Annotated in this window: 17 protein-coding genes; 9 read left to right on the top strand and 8 right to left on the bottom strand. The window is 67.8% G+C overall.

Translation table 11 applies throughout. The features are described from left to right. Nucleotides 1-79 precede the first annotated feature (79 nt). From INQ41_RS05025 to INQ41_RS05035, 3 genes are all read left to right on the top strand, one after another. Complete coding sequence (locus INQ41_RS05025; protein ID WP_228076779.1) at nt 80-868, top strand: RNA methyltransferase; 789 nt, start codon at nt 80-82, stop codon at nt 866-868. A gap of 73 nt (nt 869-941) precedes the next feature. Beyond that, nucleotides 942-1868 carry a phosphate/phosphite/phosphonate ABC transporter substrate-binding protein gene (locus INQ41_RS05030; RefSeq protein ID WP_455430065.1) on the top strand — a complete coding sequence of 309 codons (927 nt, stop codon included), beginning with the start codon at nt 942-944 and terminating at the stop codon, nt 1866-1868. Nucleotides 1869-1918: 50 nt separating this feature from the next. Then, the gene (locus INQ41_RS05035; protein ID WP_193987222.1) at nt 1919-4033 is read left to right on the top strand and encodes a putative bifunctional diguanylate cyclase/phosphodiesterase; all 2115 of its coding nucleotides are present in this window, start codon (nt 1919-1921) and stop codon (nt 4031-4033) included. 8 nt (nt 4034-4041) lie between these two features. Here INQ41_RS05035 and INQ41_RS05040 read toward each other — a convergent pair whose 3' ends face one another. Together INQ41_RS05040 and INQ41_RS05045 are read right to left on the bottom strand one after the other, a co-directional pair. After that, nucleotides 4042-4683 carry an exopolysaccharide biosynthesis protein gene (locus INQ41_RS05040; protein ID WP_193986749.1) on the bottom strand — a complete coding sequence of 214 codons (642 nt, stop codon included), beginning with the start codon at nt 4681-4683 and terminating at the stop codon, nt 4042-4044. Further along, entirely contained in the window at nt 4667-6007 is a 1341-nt protein-coding gene (locus tag INQ41_RS05045; RefSeq protein WP_193986750.1) for a hemolysin family protein, read from the bottom strand. The genes INQ41_RS05040 and INQ41_RS05045 overlap by 17 nt, the downstream gene beginning before the upstream one ends. Before the next feature lie 327 nt (nt 6008-6334). Between INQ41_RS05045 and INQ41_RS05050 the strand changes: the two genes are divergently transcribed. Both INQ41_RS05050 and INQ41_RS05055 read left to right on the top strand, forming a co-directional pair. Further along, complete coding sequence (locus tag INQ41_RS05050; RefSeq protein ID WP_193986751.1) at nt 6335-6961, top strand: DUF47 domain-containing protein; 627 nt, start codon at nt 6335-6337, stop codon at nt 6959-6961. Between the two features lie 10 nt (nt 6962-6971). Further along, nucleotides 6972-8099 (top strand): inorganic phosphate transporter, encoded by a 1128-nt coding sequence (locus INQ41_RS05055; protein ID WP_193986752.1) that lies wholly within the window; start codon nt 6972-6974, stop codon nt 8097-8099. Nucleotides 8100-8162: 63 nt separating this feature from the next. On the opposite strand, the gene INQ41_RS05060 is transcribed toward INQ41_RS05055, so the two are convergent. Then, nucleotides 8163-8573: a type III secretion system chaperone family protein gene (locus tag INQ41_RS05060; RefSeq protein ID WP_193986753.1), complete on the bottom strand. Its 411-nt coding sequence runs from the start codon at nt 8571-8573 to the stop codon at nt 8163-8165. Nucleotides 8574-8608: 35 nt separating this feature from the next. On the opposite strand from INQ41_RS05060, the gene INQ41_RS05065 reads away from it, so the two are divergent. Together INQ41_RS05065 and INQ41_RS05070 are read left to right on the top strand one after the other, a co-directional pair. Then, nucleotides 8609-8941 (top strand): MGMT family protein, encoded by a 333-nt coding sequence (locus tag INQ41_RS05065; RefSeq protein ID WP_193986754.1) that lies wholly within the window; start codon nt 8609-8611, stop codon nt 8939-8941. A 64-nt stretch (nt 8942-9005) separates the two neighbouring features. Further along, nucleotides 9006-9662 (top strand): rhomboid family intramembrane serine protease, encoded by a 657-nt coding sequence (locus INQ41_RS05070; RefSeq protein WP_193986755.1) that lies wholly within the window; start codon nt 9006-9008, stop codon nt 9660-9662. 108 nt (nt 9663-9770) lie between these two features. On the opposite strand, the gene INQ41_RS05075 is transcribed toward INQ41_RS05070, so the two are convergent. Continuing rightward, on the bottom strand, nt 9771-11792 hold the full coding sequence (locus tag INQ41_RS05075) for a M13 family metallopeptidase (protein ID WP_407074250.1): 2022 nt from the start codon (nt 11790-11792) through the stop codon (nt 9771-9773). Between the two features lie 50 nt (nt 11793-11842). Here INQ41_RS05075 and ispG point away from each other — a divergent pair, with 50 nt between their 5' ends. Further along, entirely contained in the window at nt 11843-13111 is a 1269-nt protein-coding gene (gene ispG, locus INQ41_RS05080) for a flavodoxin-dependent (E)-4-hydroxy-3-methylbut-2-enyl-diphosphate synthase (protein WP_193986759.1), read from the top strand. Between the two features lie 130 nt (nt 13112-13241). After that, nucleotides 13242-13931 carry a phosphatase PAP2 family protein gene (locus INQ41_RS05085; RefSeq protein WP_407074265.1) on the top strand — a complete coding sequence of 230 codons (690 nt, stop codon included), beginning with the start codon at nt 13242-13244 and terminating at the stop codon, nt 13929-13931. 6 nt (nt 13932-13937) lie between these two features. On the opposite strand, the gene INQ41_RS05090 is transcribed toward INQ41_RS05085, so the two are convergent. Genes INQ41_RS05090 through INQ41_RS05105 form a run of 4 tightly spaced genes read right to left on the bottom strand, consistent with a single transcriptional unit; the run spans nt 13938 to nt 17279 of the window. Beyond that, nucleotides 13938-14807, bottom strand: coding sequence for a DMT family transporter (locus INQ41_RS05090; protein WP_193987223.1), 870 nt, complete (start codon nt 14805-14807; stop codon nt 13938-13940). A gap of 47 nt (nt 14808-14854) precedes the next feature. Further along, nucleotides 14855-15895 carry a UDP-N-acetylmuramate dehydrogenase gene (gene murB, locus INQ41_RS05095; RefSeq protein WP_193986763.1) on the bottom strand — a complete coding sequence of 347 codons (1041 nt, stop codon included), beginning with the start codon at nt 15893-15895 and terminating at the stop codon, nt 14855-14857. Next, entirely contained in the window at nt 15892-16950 is a 1059-nt protein-coding gene (locus INQ41_RS05100; RefSeq protein ID WP_193986765.1) for a quinone-dependent dihydroorotate dehydrogenase, read from the bottom strand. The genes murB and INQ41_RS05100 overlap by 4 nt, the downstream gene beginning before the upstream one ends. 2 nt (nt 16951-16952) lie before the next feature. Further along, nucleotides 16953-17279: a DUF4190 domain-containing protein gene (locus INQ41_RS05105; protein ID WP_193986767.1), complete on the bottom strand. Its 327-nt coding sequence runs from the start codon at nt 17277-17279 to the stop codon at nt 16953-16955.

Genomic DNA, 17279 nt, shown 5'->3' on the forward strand with positions numbered 1-17279 from the left:
GGGAGTGGGCGAAGGGAAAGAGCGGCCGGCGATGGACGAACATGGTTCGTTGCCGGCCGCGCAGTTTACCATTGCCGCCATGACCGCCGACCATCCGCACGTCCCGCCTGATCCCTCCCTGGCACAGCGCATCCGCATCGTCCTGGTCGGGACTCAGCATCCGGGCAATATCGGCTCCGCGGCGCGGGCGTTGAAGACGATGGGCCTGGACCGTCTGGTGCTGGTTGCGCCGCAACGCGCACCGGACGTGGAATCCTTCGCGCTGGCCGCCGGCGCCAACGACGTGCTGGACAGGGCGGTCACCTTCGAGACAGTGGCCGACGCGGTGGCCGATTGCCGCCTGGTCCTGGGGTGCACCGCGCGCAGCCGCCGGATCAGCCTTGAGGAGTTGATGCCGCGGGCCGCCGCGGAGCGCGCGGTGGCCGTTGCCGCGCAGGCCGAGGTGGCGCTGGTCTTCGGGCGCGAGCGCACTGGCTTGGAGAACCACGAGCTGCAGCTTTGCCACGCCGCCATCCATATCCCGGCCAATCCGGACTACAGCTCGCTGAACCTGGCGGCCGCGGTGCAGGTCATCAGCTACGAACTGCGGCTTGCGTTGCTGGCGAGCCCTGAGGCCAATTCGCCCGCGCCAGCGGTGCCGGCCGAGCGCAATCCGCCCGCCTCGCACGCACAGATGGAGCATTTCTTCGCCCAGCTGGCCGAGACACTCGATGCCATCGACTTTCACAAGGGTCGATCGCCGGACTCGGCAATGCGCAAGCTGCGCCGGCTGTTCCTGCGCGTGGATCTGGAGGAGCGCGAGCTGCGCTTGCTGCGTGGAATCCTCGCCGATGCCAGCCGGATGGCGATGCTGGCGGGACGACGCTGATGCCCTGTACGCTCACTGCAGGGGCGTTGGGGGAAGGATGCGAGTGAATCACCAGCAGGACCGGCACGGGCCGATCGCAGCAACGGTCGCGCGGCTGCGCAGCTTCATCCTGGCGGTTTGCCTGCTCGGCGTTGCCGGCACGCCTGCGTGGGCCGGCGAATCCCACATTCTCGTGCTGGGCCGCATCAGCGACGATCCGGCGGCGCATTACGAGCAGCTCAAGCCGCTCCTCGATTACGTCGTGCCGCGGATGGCGGACGTGGGCATCCGCGAGGGCCGCATCCTGATGGCCCGGGATCCACAGCAGATGGCCAGCTACCTGCGCCGCGAGCGCGTCGACTGGGTCACCGAGACCTCCGGTTCCGGTGCGCTGCTTGCCGAGCGCGCCGGTGCCCGCCCGCTGCTGGTGACTGAACGCGACGGCGAACGCAGCTACCACGCCGTGTTCTTCGCGCGCGCGGACAGCGGCATCACCGGCATCGATTCCCTGCAGGGATCGCGCATCGCGTTCCAGCGACCGACCTCCACCAGTGCGTATTTCGTTCCGGCCGGCCAATTGCTGCGCAGCGGCCTCAAGCTGGACCTGCTAATGTCGCCGCTGGACACCGTCGGCCCGGATGCGCTGGGCTACCTGTTCGCGCGTTCGGAGCTGAACATCGCCACCTGGGTGCACAAGGGACTGGTCGATGTCGGCGTGGTCAGCAACCTGGACTGGGCCAACCCGCGCCGCATGCCCGAGGCGTTCAGGAAGGACATGGTGCTGATCGGCCGCAGCGAGGAGTTCCCGCGCGCGCTGGAGCTGGTGCGCGCCAACCTGGATCCCGCGGTGCGTGAGCGGCTGCGGCAGGTGCTGGTGGAGGCTGCGGACGATCCCCTGGCTGCAGCCGCGATGCACGAGTTTTTCGGCACGACCCGCTTCCTGCCGCTTGATGAGGAGGCGCGCCGCGAGCTCGCCCATCTGCGGGAGCTGGTGCAACTGGTGCGGAGCCAGGTCGAGTGAGGGCGACGCTTGCGGGCCTGTTCAGCGGTTTGCAGGGGCGCGTCCTGGCGATGTTGCTCGGCGCCCTGGTCGTCTTCATGGCGCTGACCGGTCTGGTCCTCCAGCGCCAGGCGGAAACCCAGCACGAAGTGGAGCGCGTCAGCCATTCGGCCATGCAGGAGGTGGCCGATGAGAACCTGCAGCAACGCGGCGAAAACATGGTCGAGCCGCTGGCCGAGCTGTTGGTCAATCCGCTCTATTACCACGACTTGGACAGCATGGGCGTGCTGCTCCAGGGCGCGCTGAAGCAGCGCTGGATCCGCTACGTCTATGTCTTCGATGCGCAGGGCCGCGTGCTTCACGACGGCAGCGAGTCGATCCCGGCTTACGGCCTGCCGATGGACGATCCGCTGGCACCAGCGGCGTTGGCGGCGACCGCGCTGCGAACCCAGTTCAGCGACTCGATCATGGACGTGTCCGCGCCGATCATGATTGGGCGCGAGCGCCTGGGCGGTGTCCGCATCGGCTACGACCTGGGCGCGATGCGCGTATTGCAGGAGCGCGCCACGCACCAGTTGGGCGTCAGGCTGAAGGTGTTGGCCGAGCGCCAGATGCTGTGGTTGCTGGTGCTGGGTGTGGCCCTGATGGCGATGGGTGCCGCCGTGTTGTGGACCATCCAGCGCTGGCTGGTGATGCCGATCCGCAACCTGGCCGATGCCGCGCGCAAGATCGAGTCGGGCCACTACGACGTGCTGCCATTGGACAGCAAGCGCAATGACGAACTGGGCGAGCTGATCCGCGCTTTCCGCAACATGGGCCGGAGCGTCGCGCGCCACGACCGCGACATCCGCAAGATGGCCTACACCGATGCGCTGACCGGCCAGGCCAACCGGCTGGCGTTCCGCGAGGCACTCGACGAGCGTCTGCTGCGGTTGAGCGGCAGCGGACGCCAGCTCGCCCTGCTGTTCGCCGACATCGACGACTTCAAGCGCGTCAATGACACCCTCGGCCATGACGTCGGCGACGAGGTCCTGCTGGAGGTATCGCGCCGCATCCGCGACGTGGTCCAGCGCCTGGGCGGGCCGGGCGCGATGCTGGCCCGGTTCGGCGGTGACGAGTTTGTCATCCTGGTGGAGGCGGCGGATCCGCGGGTCAACGTCCGCGAAATCGCGACCACGCTGGGCGAGTCGCTGGTCGAGGAGCTGGGCGCGCCGCTGGCACTGCGCGAGCGGGAGGTGTTCCTGGGCATCTCGATCGGCATCAGCATGTACCCCGACGACGCCCTGACCGCGGCGATGCTGATGAAAAACGGCGATATCGCCATGTACCAGGCCAAGCTGGCCGGCAAGAACTGCGCCCGTTACTACGACAACGTGATGAACAGCGCCGTGGAGCGCCACGTCCGGCTGGAAACCGAGCTGCGCGGGGCGTGGGAGCGCGGCGAGCTGAGCGTGGTGTACCAGCCGGTGATCCGGGTGGCGGACGACGCCGTGGTCGGCGCCGAAGCGCTCCTGCGCTGGCACCACCCCGAACTGGGGGAGGTGCCGCCGGCGGTCTTCATCGACGTGGCGGAAAAAACCGGCCTGATCGAATTGCTGGGACCCAAGGTCATGACCGCCGCCTGCCGGGACGCGGCGCGCTGGCCCCCGCTGGATGGCGGCCCGCCGCCGTTCGTGACGGTCAACGTCTCCGCCCGCGAGCTGCGCAGCAGTGACCTGCCGCGCAGCGTGGCGCGCAGCCTGGACTACAGCGGCCTGGATCCTGGCCGGCTGCTGGTGGAACTGACCGAGACGGCGATGATCGGCGACGAGGCCCATGCCGGCCGCGTACTGCAACAGTTGCGCGCGACCGGGGTACAGGTCTGGCTGGACGATTTCGGCACCGGCTTCTCGGGGCTCAGCCACCTGCGCCGCGTGCCCGTGGACGGGGTCAAGATCGATCGCAGCTTTGTGGCCGACATCCTGCATGACCCCGATGACCTGGCCCTCACCACGGCGATCATCGCCATGGCGCGCTCACTGGGAATCACGGTGATCGCCGAGGGCGTAGAGAACCGCGCGCAATACCAGCTGCTGCGCGATCGCGGCTGCGACCTGGCGCAGGGCTTCAGTCTCGCCAATCCCATGAGTTCGGATGAGTTCGTTGCGCTGTGCAATGACGCGGCCGCCGTACACCTGCCAGGTTGAGCGTCCGCTCAGCCGTGGATCCAGTGCGCGACCGCGGTCGCCAACTGCCCCGATACCAGGCTGAAGAAGACCACCGCAGCGGTTCCCGCGACCCAAGCCGCGCCCATCAGGTAGCCGTCGCGCTCCAGCAACGCCAGCGCGAAAAGCAGCAACAGCACCCCGAACACGTAGTTGGTGAACGGGATGGGCAGGCACAGCAGCAGTCCGAGCGCGACCAGCAACAGGCCACTGACGAGGTTGGACAGGCGTCGCTCGAGCAACGCCGGCGCCCGTGGCCGCGACACGCGCTCCAGCCGCGCCAGCCACGGTGAGATCCGGTCACGGAAGCGGCTGACGGTCTCGCGCGTCGGCCCGCGCCGGGCCACGAAACCGGGGAGCCACGGGGTCGGCAGACCCACCATCAATTGCAGTCCCAGCAGCACCACCAGCAGGCCGCTGGCACCGCCGACGCCCGGGATCGGCAGGAAGGCTGGCAGGATGGCGATGAACACCAGCATGCCGAACGAGCGCTTGCCCAGCCCGCCGAACATGGCGCCAAGCGGCAGGATCTCGTCGGGATCGCCGATGGTGAACGAGTCCAGCAGCGCCCGGGTGCCGACGGCGTGACCGTCCGTCGCGTGTGCGCCGGTGCCGCTATCCGCTGGTTTCATCGTTTTCCGGGTCCTGCACCGGCTCGCTCTGCAGCAGCAGCTTGTCGATCCGCGGCCCGTCCAGGTCGATCACCTCGATCCGCCAGCCCGGCCAGGCGAACTGCTCGCCGACGTTGGGAATGCGGCCGAAGTGGGCGATCACCATTCCGGCGGCAGTATGGAAGTCATGCTCGTCCTCGCCGGGCACCGACCCGGAAACCAGTTCGTGCAGGTCCTCCAGGTGCAGGCTGCCGTCGATCAGCCATGAGCCGTCCGCGCGCTGCACCACCGGTCCGGCGGTGTCGTCGCTGGTCTCGTTGCTGCCGTTGCCCATGCCGGCCTGGACGCGCCCGATGACGGCGCCCATCACATCATTGACGGTTACCAGCCCGGTGACGTCGCCGTACTCGTCCACCACCAGCGCCAGCGACTGCTGCTCCTCGCGGAAGATCTCCAGCAGTTTCATCGCGTGGGTGGATTCGGAGACAAACAGCGCCTCGCGCATCTGCCCGAACAGGTCGATCGGCACGCCCGGCATCAGGCCGCGCAGCAGTGATTTGGCTTCGACCACGCCGATCACGTCCTGGTCGGTGCCACGCAGCACCGGGAAGCGCGACACCGGCGAGCTGCGCATCGTTTCCAGGTTCTCATCCAGCGGCGCGCCCGCGTCCAGCCAGGTGATGCGGGTGCGCGGCGTCATCAGGCTGTCGGCGGTGCGGTCGCCCAGGCCGAGCACGCGGTTCATCATCTTGCGTTCGTCGGCATCGATCACGCCCTGCTCATGGCTCTCGCTGACCAGCAGGCGGATCTCCTCTTCCGTCACGTTGGACGCCTGGGTCTGGTCCAGGCGCATCAGCTTGAGCATGCCTTGCGTGCTCACCATCAGCAGCCAGACCGCCGGCGTGGCGATCCAGGACACCCAGTGCATCGGCGCGGCAACGAAGCTGGCGAGCTTTTCCGGGGCCAGCAGGGCCAGCCGCTTGGGCAGCAGCTCGCCCAGCACGATGCTGAGGTAGGTGATCAGTCCCACCGCCATCACCAGTCCGATGGTGCCCGCGTAGTCACCCAGGAAAGGCACCTGCAGCGCGAGCCAGGCGCCGATGGCCGAGCCGATGGCCTCGCCGCCGAACATACCCGTCAGGATAGCGATCAAGGTGATCCCGACCTGGACGGTGGAGAGGAAGCGGTCGGGGTGTTCGGCCAGGTCCAGCGCCTTGCGCGCGCGCCGGCTGGTGACCGCCATGTGCCGCAAGCGCGCCTTGCGCGAGGTGACAACCGACATCTCCGACAACGCGAAAAATGCGTTGAACGCGATGAGCACGAGCACGATCCCGAACTTCAGCATGCCGCTCGCCTCATCCGGATGGGGCAGGGCACCGCTGGGCCACGGCGGCACGAGGGCGCCGTGGAGCATGTAGACGGAGGTTTTGGATCGTCGCCCATGGAGCGCAGGAGACCGTATTGACGCGTCCAAGCGACGCCGCCGGATTTTAGCAGTTAGCCCGTGCCGGCCCCGGAACGATCAATGACTGGGCGTGAAGCCGGTGAAACCGTCATAATCGCACCCCCCGGGTTGCCGCCCGGGCCGTATTCATGATGTCCGGCTCCGTGTTCCGGATTTCGGCCTCCCACCGCGAAACGTTGCCTTACGGCACGACGAGGTATTGCACCGATGTTTTCCCTGCAGACGATGTTCGGCCAAGGCAACCAGTTCTACGACCTGCTGGAGCAGTCGGCGGTTGCCGCGCACGACAGCACCCGTGCGTTGCACGAGATGCTCAAGGGCGATCAGCGCGAACCCGCGCTCGATGCGTTCAAGCTGGCCCGCCAGCGCGAGCGCGACGCGTCGGAGAAGATCAGCCAGGAACTGGTCGACAGCTTCATCACCCCGATCGAGCGCGAAGACATCGAAGCGCTCAGCTCGGCGCTGCACAAGATCAACAAGCAGGCGGAGAAGTTCGCCGATCGCTACACCCTGGCTGTGCAGCACCTGGAGCACATCGACTTCGCCCCGCGCGCGGCGATGCTGGAGCAGGCCGCCAGCGTGGTGGTGAAGATGGTCAAGCAGCTGCGCAAGATCAAGCTGGGGCCGATGAAGGCGCTCAACGACGAGCTGCGCTCCATCGAGAACGAAGCCGACCGGCTGATGCTGGAGCTGTACCGCGAGATCTACTCCGGCGACTTGGAGCCGTTGCAGATGTTCCTGCTCAAGGAGTTCTTCGAGATCCTCGAGAAAGCGATCGACCGTTGCCGCGAGGCCGGCGTGGTGGCGTACGACATCGTGCTGAAGAACTCCTGAGGCGCCCCGCATGTTGACCCTGGTCATGACGGTGGTCCTGGTCGCGCTGGTGTTCGAGTACATCAACGGCTTCCACGACACCGCCAACTCCATCGCCACCGTGGTGGCCACCAAGGTGCTGTCGCCGGCGCAGGCGGTCGCGTTGGCGGCGAGCATGAACCTCATCGGCGCGCTGGTCGGCACGGCGGTGGCCAAGACGATCGCCTCGGGGCTGATCGATATCGGCGTGGTCGAAGTGGGCGCGCAACTGATCCTGTGCGCACTGCTGGGCGGGATTGTCTGGAACCTGATCACCTGGTGGATCGGCTTGCCGTCATCCTCGTCCCACGCGCTGATCGGCGGGTTGATCGGCGCGGCGCTGGCGGCGGCGTCCAACAACTTCGACGCGATCATCTGGTCGCAGCCGGCCGAGCCGATCTATCACAGCGCCGGCGTGCTGTGGAAAGTGGTCGTGCCGATGTTCAGCTCGCCGATCCTGGGCTTCGTGGCCGGCTTCGTGATGATGGCCGTGCTGTTTGCGGTGATTTCCGGCATGGCCAGCAGTGGCGGTGTCCTGGCGCGCCTGGCACGACCGCGCTGGGTCAACGGCTTCTTCGGCAAGGCGCAGATCGTCAGCGCGGCGGGCATGGGTTTCGCGCACGGCATGAACGATGCGCAGAAGACCATGGGCATCATCGCCCTGACCCTGGTCAGCGCCCAGAGCACCGGCGTGCTGGACAACCTGCCGGGCTGGCTGGCGTTCCTGCATCCTTCCCCGGGTGCTCTGACCGACGGCGACATCGATCTGTGGATCAAGATCGCCTGTGCGCTGGTGATGGCCGCCGGCACCGCGGCGGGCGGCTGGCGGATCATCAAGACGCTGGGCCACAAGCTGGTCAAGCTGCACCCGATCCACGGATTCGCGGCCGAGACCAGCGCCGCCTCGGTGATCCTCGCCGCGTCCTCGCTGGGCATCCCGGTCTCCACCACCCACAACATCTCCGCCGCGATCATGGGCGTGGGCACCGCCAAACGTCTGAACGCAATCAAGTGGACGATCGTGGAGCGGATGATCTGGGCCTGGATCCTGACCATTCCGGCCGCCGGCGGCATCGCCTGGCTGGCGTTCCGCGGCATGGTCGCCATGGGCTGGGCATAGTCCCGGTCCCCTCCGCAGGTCGCGCGCGGACGTCGCTGTTGCGCGTCCTCTGAAGCGCGTCCTCTAGAGCACGTCGCGCTCGCCCGAGAGCACCCGTTCCATGCGATCGCTGGTGCCGCCGATGTCCAGCACCAGACGGTGGACTTCGGCGCCATCCAGGCCTTCAAACGGGCGGTTCTCGCACAGTTGCAGGTAGGGATCGCCACCCATCTCGCCGATCGCCAGATAGCCGACCCGGCTCTGCCAGTTGAAGTTGAGCGCGCGCGCGGCATCGATGCCATCGGCCTGCGCGACGGCGCTGCTTACCCGCAGGTAGGGACGTCCGTCCTCGTCGTGCAGTTCGGACAGGAAGATCGTCTGGTGGCGGCTGCCCTGTTCCAGCGACAGCTCGATACTGGCAACGCCTTCGTCCTGCAGGACGACATTGAACCCGGCACCGGTGAGGTGCTGGCGGATCGACTTGAAGGTGTGCATGGCGGACTCCAGCGGGGGAGGCCTATGCTACCGCGATGGAAAACCCGGCCAACGTCCGCGTTATCGCGGCGATCCGCGCCATCCCTGCAGGCCAGGTGGCCGGCTACGGCGAAGTCGCCCGCCGCGCCGGCCTGCCGGGGCGCGCGCGCATGGTGGCGCGACTGCTGGCCACCAACGACGATCCCTGCCTTCCCTGGCACCGCGTGGTCCGCGCCGATGGGCGCATCGCGTTTGCGCCGGGATCGGCATCGTATCTGGAGCAGTGCGCCAGGCTCAGGTCGGAGGGGGTCAAGGTCGAAGCGGGACGGGTTCGCGGCCTGCGACCGGCTCCCACGGTCGACCAGCAGCTCTGGGGTGATCACGGCTGAGCGTCGGTTCGCTCCTGTCGGGCCCGATCAGCGGCTACCATTGCGCTACTTGCCAGGAGCTGCGATGTTTTCCAACCTTCCCCCCGTCACCCGCGCATTGCTGATCGCCAACGCGGTGGTGTTCCTGCTCCAGAACGTCCTCGGCGAAGCCGCCCTTTCCGCGTTCATGCTGTGGCCCATCGGCGGTGGCGAGGGCCTGTATCCGGGTCGCGAGTTCCTGCCCTGGCAGTTGCTCAGCTACGGCTTCATGCATGGCAGTTTTACCCATCTGCTGTTCAACATGGTCGCCCTGCTGATGTTCGGCGCGCCGCTGGAGCACACCTGGGGCGAGCGGCGCTTCCTGACGTTCTTCCTGGTCTGCGTGGCGGGCGCGGCGGTGTGCCAGCTGGCGGTGGGTGCATGGACGATGTCGCAGGGCGGCATGGCGTACCCGACGGTGGGCGCCTCGGGCGGGGTGTTCGGCCTGCTGCTGGCGTACGGCATGCTGTTTCCCAACCAGCGCGTCATGCTGCTGATCCCGCCGATCCCGATGAAGGCGCGGACGCTGGTGATCGTCTACGGCGCCATCGAGTTGATGCTGGGCTTCAGCGGCTACCAGCCGGGGGTGGCCCACTTCGCCCATCTGGGCGGAATGCTGTTCGGGTGGCTGCTGATCCGCTATTGGCGCGGACAGCCACCGTTTGGTCGCCGCGGCCCGCCGCGGCCGCGTGTGGTGCGCTGAGCGAGGCGGACCGATACCGCCGCCGCACAACCGGAGACGGAAAACGGAAAACGGCGCGTCTGCACGCGCCGTTTTCTTTTCTATTTCGTGGATTGCGGGCTGCGCGGCTTACTTCTTGCGCTTTTCCACGACCGGCTCGGGGCGCAGCACGACGCGCTCGTCGGCCTTCAGCTGCATCGGCGCATTCGCCTTGCAGCCATAGGTCGTGCCAAAGGCCGCCATGTTCATCAGCGGGCCGTTGGTGCGCCACTTGCCCGGCGCATGCACGCCGTGCGCCGCGAGCTGCGCCGCCGCGGCGGCGCTCATGTGCTGCGGCCACAGTCCGGCCCAGCCTTCAAAGAAGGCTTCCTTGGATTTCTTGTCAGCCTCCGGTGCGGCCTTGTTGAAGGCTTCCCAGGCCAGCTGGACGCCGGCGATGTCGGCGATGTTCTCGTCGCGGGTCGCCACGCCATTGACCTTGGTCCCATTGAGCATCGGAACGTCGAAACCCCCGTACTGGCCCACGACGCGGTAGCCCAAGGTCTCCCAGGTGGAGGCGTCTTGTGGGGTCCACCAGTCGCGGATTTCCGAATCGGCCGCAATATGGTGGCCGCGCGAATCAAACCCGTGGCTGATCTCGTGTCCGACCAGGGCGCCAAAACTGCCATAGCGGGTCGCGGTCTGCGCCAACGGGTCCAGCAGGGGCGCCTGCAGCGCCGCGGCAGTGACGATCAGGCGGTTCTGGGCCAGGTCGTAGGTGAGCGCCGGCTGCTGCGGCAGCACGTCCCAGCGGCGGTCGGCATTGTTCTCGCCGATGCGGCGCATTTCCTCGCGGTGGCGCCAGGTCGATGCGATGAGCATGTTGCCGCCGAAGCTGCCGCGCCCCATCGGCTGGATGGTGAAGTCCAGGTCGCGCGCGGGCACGCCAAGCTCGATCTTCATCTTCGCCAGTTTGGCGGACGCTTCCGCGCGGGCCTGCTCACTGATGCGGGTATCGCGCGCCAGCGAGTCCGCCAGTGCGCTGCGCACCTGCCCGGTGATCCGCATGGCCTCGGCCCGGGTTTCCGGCTTCAGGAAACGGGCGGCGTACTCGTGTCCCAGCATCGGGCCGGCGGCCTGGTTGATCGCATCCAGAACCTGCTGCTCACGCGCGGGTGGCGCGGAGGCGCCGGCAATCACGCGGCCGTGGAAATCAAAGTGGGCGTCCCGCCAGGCCTTGGCCAGGTAGGGCGCCATCGAGTCGCCCACGCGCCAGCGCAGGTAGGCGCGCCACTGCTCGGGCTTGAGCTCGCCGACGAGCCGGTCCACTTCCGCCAGACGCGTCGGGCTGGCGATGGACACCGTGGGCATGCTGACGCCCTGCGCTTCGAGGAATTTGTCCAGCTCAAGGTTCGGGTACTGGGCCGCCAGGCCGGCGGTGTCGACGGCGCCATAGTTGCTGCGCGGATCGCGCAGCTCGGCCAGCGGGCGGGACGCCTTGGCCAGACGTGTTTCCAGGTCGATGACGAGCTGCGCCTGCTTGGCCAGCTCCTTGTCCTTGACGCCGGTGAGCGCGAGGATCTTCTCGATGTAGGCGCGGTACTGGCCCATCACGGCCTGGGTGGGCTCGTCGGTGCGCAGGTAATAGGCCGGATCGGGCAGGCCCACGCCGCCCTGGCTGAAATAGCCGATGTGGCGCGACAGGTCGGCCAGGTCGATATCGGCGCCGAAGTGGAACGCCACGGGGATGCCCACCTGGTGCAGCGCGGCGATGGCCGGGGCGATGCTCTTGCTGCGCTTGATCGCGACGATCCGGTCCAGCAGCGGTGCCAGCGGCTGGGCGCCATCAGCTTCCACGCCCGCCTCGTTCAGGCCACTGGCCCAGAAATCGCCCAGCAATTGCTGGATCGGCCCCTGCGGCGCCTGCATCGCGCTGTTGAGCAGGTCGATCTGCTCCTGGCGCGCGCGCGTCTCGAGCTGGCCGAGGGCGGAAATCGTGTCCGCGCCTGCCGGCAGCGGGTTGGCCATCAGCCAGCCGGCATTGGCGAAGCCGTGGAAGTCGGTGCAGGCATCGGCAGCCTCCTGGGCGCCGGCGGACGGCGAGGCGAGGCCGGCGGTCAAGCCGATCACGAGGGCACAAAACAGGGGTCGAAGGGTCATCGGGTAGTCCATCCAGATTATCCCCGGCAGTCTATCAAGGTGGCGGGCAGTACAATGGCCCGATGAGCCAACACGTCGACTTGCCCTGCCTCGCCCCTGCCTTCGGTCCGATGCCGCGCCGCGTCACGCGCGCGGTCAGCATCGGTGGTGTCACCGTGGGCGGCGGGGCGCCGGTCGTCGTACAGTCAATGACCAATACCGACACCGCCGACGTCAATTCGACGGTGAAGCAGGTGGCCGATCTGTGGCGTGCCGGCTCGGAGCTGGTGCGTATTACGGTGAACAACGCCGAGGCCGCCGCCGCGGTGCCCCGCATCCGCGACAAGTTGGCGATGATCGGCGCGCCCGTGCCGCTGATCGGCGACTTCCATTACAACGGCCATCAGCTGCTTACCGCCGAGCCGGCGGCCGCGGAGGCACTGGCGAAATTCCGCATCAATCCGGGCAACGTCGGATTCGGCAAGAAGCGCGACACCCAGTTCGCGACCCTGATCGAGCTGGCAATCCAGTACGGGAAGCCGGTGCGCATCGGCGCGAACTGGGGTTCATTGGACCAGTCGCTGGCGCGCGAGCTGATGGACGAGAACGCGTTGCGCGCGCAGCCGTGGGACGCCGGCCGCGTGCTGCGCGAGGCGCTGCTGCGCTCGGCGCTGGATTCGGCGGCGCGAGCGGTGGAGATCGGGCTGCCGGCGGACCGGATCGTGCTCAGCGCCAAGGTCAGCGGCGTGCAGGAACTGATCACCGTCTATCGCGAGTTGGCCGCGCGGGGGGATTACGCCCTGCACCTGGGGCTGACCGAAGCGGGCATTGGCAGCAAGGGCATCGTCGCCTCCAGCGCCGCCCTGGGCGTGCTGCTGCAGGAAGGCATCGGCGACACCATCCGCATATCGCTGACCCCCGAGCCGGGGCAGTCGCGGACCAACGAGGTGATCGTCGCCCAGGAGCTGTTGCAGACGATGGGCCTGCGCGCGTTCACGCCGATGGTCACCGCATGCCCCGGCTGCGGCCGCACCACCAGCACCTTCTTCCAGGAGCTTGCGCAAAAGGTGCAGGAACACGTCCGGGCGAAGATGCCGGAGTGGAAGATCACCCATCCCGGCGCGGAAAACCTGACGCTTGCGGTGATGGGCTGCATCGTCAACGGACCGGGTGAATCGCGCCACGCCAACATCGGTATCTCCCTGCCGGGGACCGGTGAGGCGCCCTCGGCCCCGGTGTTCGAGGACGGCGAGAAAACCGTGACCCTGCGCGGGGAGCACATCGCCGATGAGTTCCTCGGCCTGATCGACGCGTATGTCGAGCGCCACCATGGCGGCGCCCGGGGAGCCTGACCCGCCTTCGCGAGCACCGGTGGCGCCGGACGCGGCGGGTGCCGACCGTCACCTCGCCGATGCTCGCTCGCCATCCGACGAAGTGGCGTTGCCCGACGACACGGCGCCGTCCGGCGAGGGCACCCCGGAAATCGTTCGTCGGGAACAACGCCCGCTGGCGCGCATCGCCCGGGAGTTCGTCTGGCCGCTGGTGCTTGTTTTCCTGACCCTGCTGCTGCCGCTGTGGGGATTTTCCGAACTCGCCGGCGAGCTGCGCGCCGGTGCGGTGTTCGGCTTTGACGAGCCGATCCTGCGGGGCCTGCGCGCGATGACAAGTGCCGGCGCAGACCGGATCTTCCTCGCGGTCTCGAAGCTCGGCTATCTCTACGGCGTCGTGCCGGTCGACATCGTCCTGATCGCGGGATTGTTTTTGCGCCGCCACCTGCGTGCCGCCACGTTTGCGTCGATGGCGGTGGTGGGCTCGGCGCTGCTGAACCTCTCGGCCAAACGCATCTTCAGCCGCGACCGGCCGTCGCTGTGGGAATCGATCACGCCCGAACTCACCTCGAGCTTCCCCAGCGGCCACGCGATGGGCTCGGCGACGCTGGCCGCGGTCGTGATCGTGCTTGCGTGGCACACCCGCTGGCGCTGGCCTGTCATTGCCGCAATGTCGGTCTTCGTCCTGTTGGTGGGGACGTCGCGGGTGTACCTGGGCGTGCATTACCCGTCCGACATCCTGGCAGGCTGGGCCGTGGCCAGCGCCTGGGCAGCGGCCTGCCACCTTGCGGTATACCGGCTGCGCGCGCCCACCTGGCCAGCCCGCGACCGGCGCACGCGCTGAACGGCCTCAGTTGCCTGGCTTGGCCGCGCTGGTCGGCGCGGTGCTCGCCGCCTTGCGGGCCAGGCTGGCTTCGCGGTGCGCGATATAGCCATTGGCGCTGAAGATGATCGCTGCGCCCAGCAGGGTCCAGCGGTCCAGCGCCTCGCCGAACAGGAAGTAGCCGAAGACCACCACGATCGGCAGCTGCATGAAACTGATCGGAATCAGCGCCGATACTTCGCCCAGCTTGAGCGCGCGGGTCCATAGCATGTGCCCGCCGGTGCCCAGCACGCCGGCCAGCACCACCCACAGCCAGACGATGCCGTGCGGCCATTCCCACACCCACAGCGCCGGCAGCAGCGACAGCGGCACCCAAAGGATCGTCGTCAGGATCACGATGCGGTCCGCCGGCTCGGTGTACGCCAGCTGCTTGATCTGGATGGCGACGATGCCGCTGATGATCGCGGCCGAGACCGCGACCAGCGAGGCTGCGCTGAACTCGGTCGTGCCCGGGCGCACGATCACCAGCACCCCGATGAAGCCCAGGATGACCGCGCTCCAGCGGCGCACGCGCACCTGCTCCCCCAGCCACAGCACGGCGGCTATGGTGACGAACAGCGGCGTGGAATACGACAGCGAGACCGCCTGCGCCAGTGGCAGGTGGCCGATCGCCCAGAAGCCGCAGAACATCGACAACGTGCCCAGTACGCAACGCACGATGTAGCGCGGCATCTGCTGCGTGCGCAGCAGCCCGGGCCCGTGCTTGAGCAGCAGGGGCAGGGCGGCGAGCATGCCGAAGAAACTGCGGAAGAAGGCGATCTCAAAGGTGTGCAGCGACTCGGATGCCAGGCGGATGGTGATCACCATCAGTGCAAAGAATGCAGTGCTGCCCAGCATCAGCAGTGCTGCGCGGGTGTGGATGGAGATCGGTGGTTTCGGTGCTGTCACCAGATAGCGCCGATCAGTCGCGGTTCCGGCTCCAGGGCGACGCCAAAGCGTTTGCGCACAGACCCCGCTATCTCCCGGGCGAGCTCGTAGAGCTCCAGCCCGCTGGCCGCGCCGTGGTTGACCAGCACCAGCGCGTGGGACTCCGAGACGCCCGCATCAGCGTTGCGGCGGCCCTTCCAGCCGCAGGCATCGATCAGCCATGCCGCGGATACCTTCCTCGTCGCGTCCGAGCCGGTTGCAAACGTCGGCATCGAGGGATTGGCATCCTGCAGGGCGCTGGCCTGTGCAGCCGGGAGAATGGGGTTCTTGAAGAAGCTGCCGGCGTTGCCGATCAACGTCGGATCGGGCAGCTTGCTGCGGCGGATGGCGACGACCGCGGCGGCGACATCCTGCGCCGTGGGGTTCGAAACGCCAGCCGACGCCAGCTGCGCGCTGATGCCGGCATAGCTCAGGCGCGGACTGAAATTGCGCGGCAGGGCGAACTCGACCGCGGTGATGATGAAGCGGCCGGACTCACGCTTGAACAGGCTGTCGCGATAGGCGAATGCGCAATCCGTGGCGCTCAGGTAATGCCACTCGCCGGTGGCCGGCGCGAACGCCTCCACCCGGTGGATGAACTCGCCGACCTCCACGCCATAGGCGCCGATGTTCTGGATCGGCGCGGCGCCGACGGTGCCGGGGATCAGCGCCAGGTTCTCCAGTCCGCAAAGGCCGAGCGCGAGCGATTCCATGACCAGTGCGTGCCATGTGGTACCGGCGTCGGCACGCAGGATCGCCGCGTCATGCACTTCTGCGACCACAGTCACCCGGTTGCCGGTCAGGGCCAGCAAAGGAACCTGCGGATCGCCGACGAACAACAGGTTGCTGCCACCGCCAATTACCAGTGGCGGATGGTCGCGGAAATTGGCTGAAGCCAGCACGTCGGGCAGGACTGAGGCGTCGTCCACTTCGGCCAGCAAGGGCGCGAACGCAGGCACGCCGAAGGTGTTGCGCGACTTCAGCGGCACATTGCGGAACAGCCGTACGGAATCGCTCATGCAGCCGGCGGCAACGGTCCGCCGCTGGGTGCGAACTTGCGGCGGCGGATCGCTTCCACGCACTCCTTGATCAGGCCCGGGCCGCGGTAGACCAGGCCCGAGTAGCACTGCACCAGGGTGGCGCCCGCAGCCATCTTGGTCACCGCGTCGGCGCCGCTGAGGATGCCGCCGACACCCACCAGCGGGATCGACTCGGGCAGGCGCGTGCGCATCATCCGCAACACGGTGGTGGATCTGCCCATCAGCGGCTTGCCGGACAGTCCGCCGGCCTCGTCGGCGCCGCGCACGCCTTCCACCTCGATGCGCGAGACGGTGGTGTTGGTCGCGATCACGCCATCGACCTCCATCTCCGTCAGCACGCGGGCACACGCCTCGATATCCGGGTCCGACAGGTCCGGCGCGATCTTCACCAGCATCGGGATCCGCCGGCCATGCTTGGCGCCCAGACGTTCCTGCTCCTCGCGCAGCGTGCCGACCAGTCGCCGCAGGGTCTGCTCCTCCTGCAACTCGCGCAGCCCGGCCGTGTTGGGCGAGGAGATGTTGACGGTGACGTAGTCGGCCAGCTCATACACGCGCGACAGGCAGTACATGTAGTCGCCGTCGGCGATCTCGTTGGGGGTGTCCTTGTTCTTGCCGATGTTGATGCCCAGCAGCGCGCCCTTGCGGTCGGCCCGCTCGACGTTGCGCACCAGCGCGTCCACGCCGGCGTTGTTGAAGCCCAGCCGGTTGATCACCGCCTTCTGCGAGGGCAGGCGGAACATCCTCGGCTTGGCGTTGCCGTCCTGCGGGCGCGGCGTGACGGTGCCAATCTCGACGAAGCCGAAGCCCAGCGCCATCAGTGCATCGATGTGCTCGCCGTTCTTGTCCAGGCCCGCGGCGAGTCCAACCGGGTTGGCGAATTCCAGCCCGAAAGCGCGTGTCGGCAGCGGGGCAGGGACTTTCGACAGCAGCGAGGCCGCGCCCGATCGCCATGCGACATCGAGCGCGCGCAGACCAAGGTCATGCGCGCGCTCGGCATCCATGGCGAACAGCAGCGGGCGGGCCAGACCGTACACGCCTACCCCCAGTTGGAGGCAAGCGCGAGGAAGGCCGCGAGACCACCGAACAGCAGCAGCACGCCGATGATCGAGATGATCGCCAGCGCGACCATGGCGTACCCCAGCACCAGCCCGCTGACCGCGAGCCCGTCACCTTCCACCGTCCCGTTGCCGCGCTTGATCTCGCTGCGCGCCATATGCCCGGTAACGATGGCCGCGATGCTGCCCACGAACGGCAGCAACGTCCAGCCCAGGATGCCGGCGACCAGGCTGATGACGGCCATGCTGCTGGTCCGGCGGACCTGCTGCGTCGGCGGCGGAAGCGGGGCGGAGACGGATGTGTTCAT

It is taken from the genome of Lysobacter ciconiae (assembly GCF_015209725.1).
Lineage (GTDB): Bacteria > Pseudomonadota > Gammaproteobacteria > Xanthomonadales > Xanthomonadaceae > Novilysobacter > Novilysobacter ciconiae.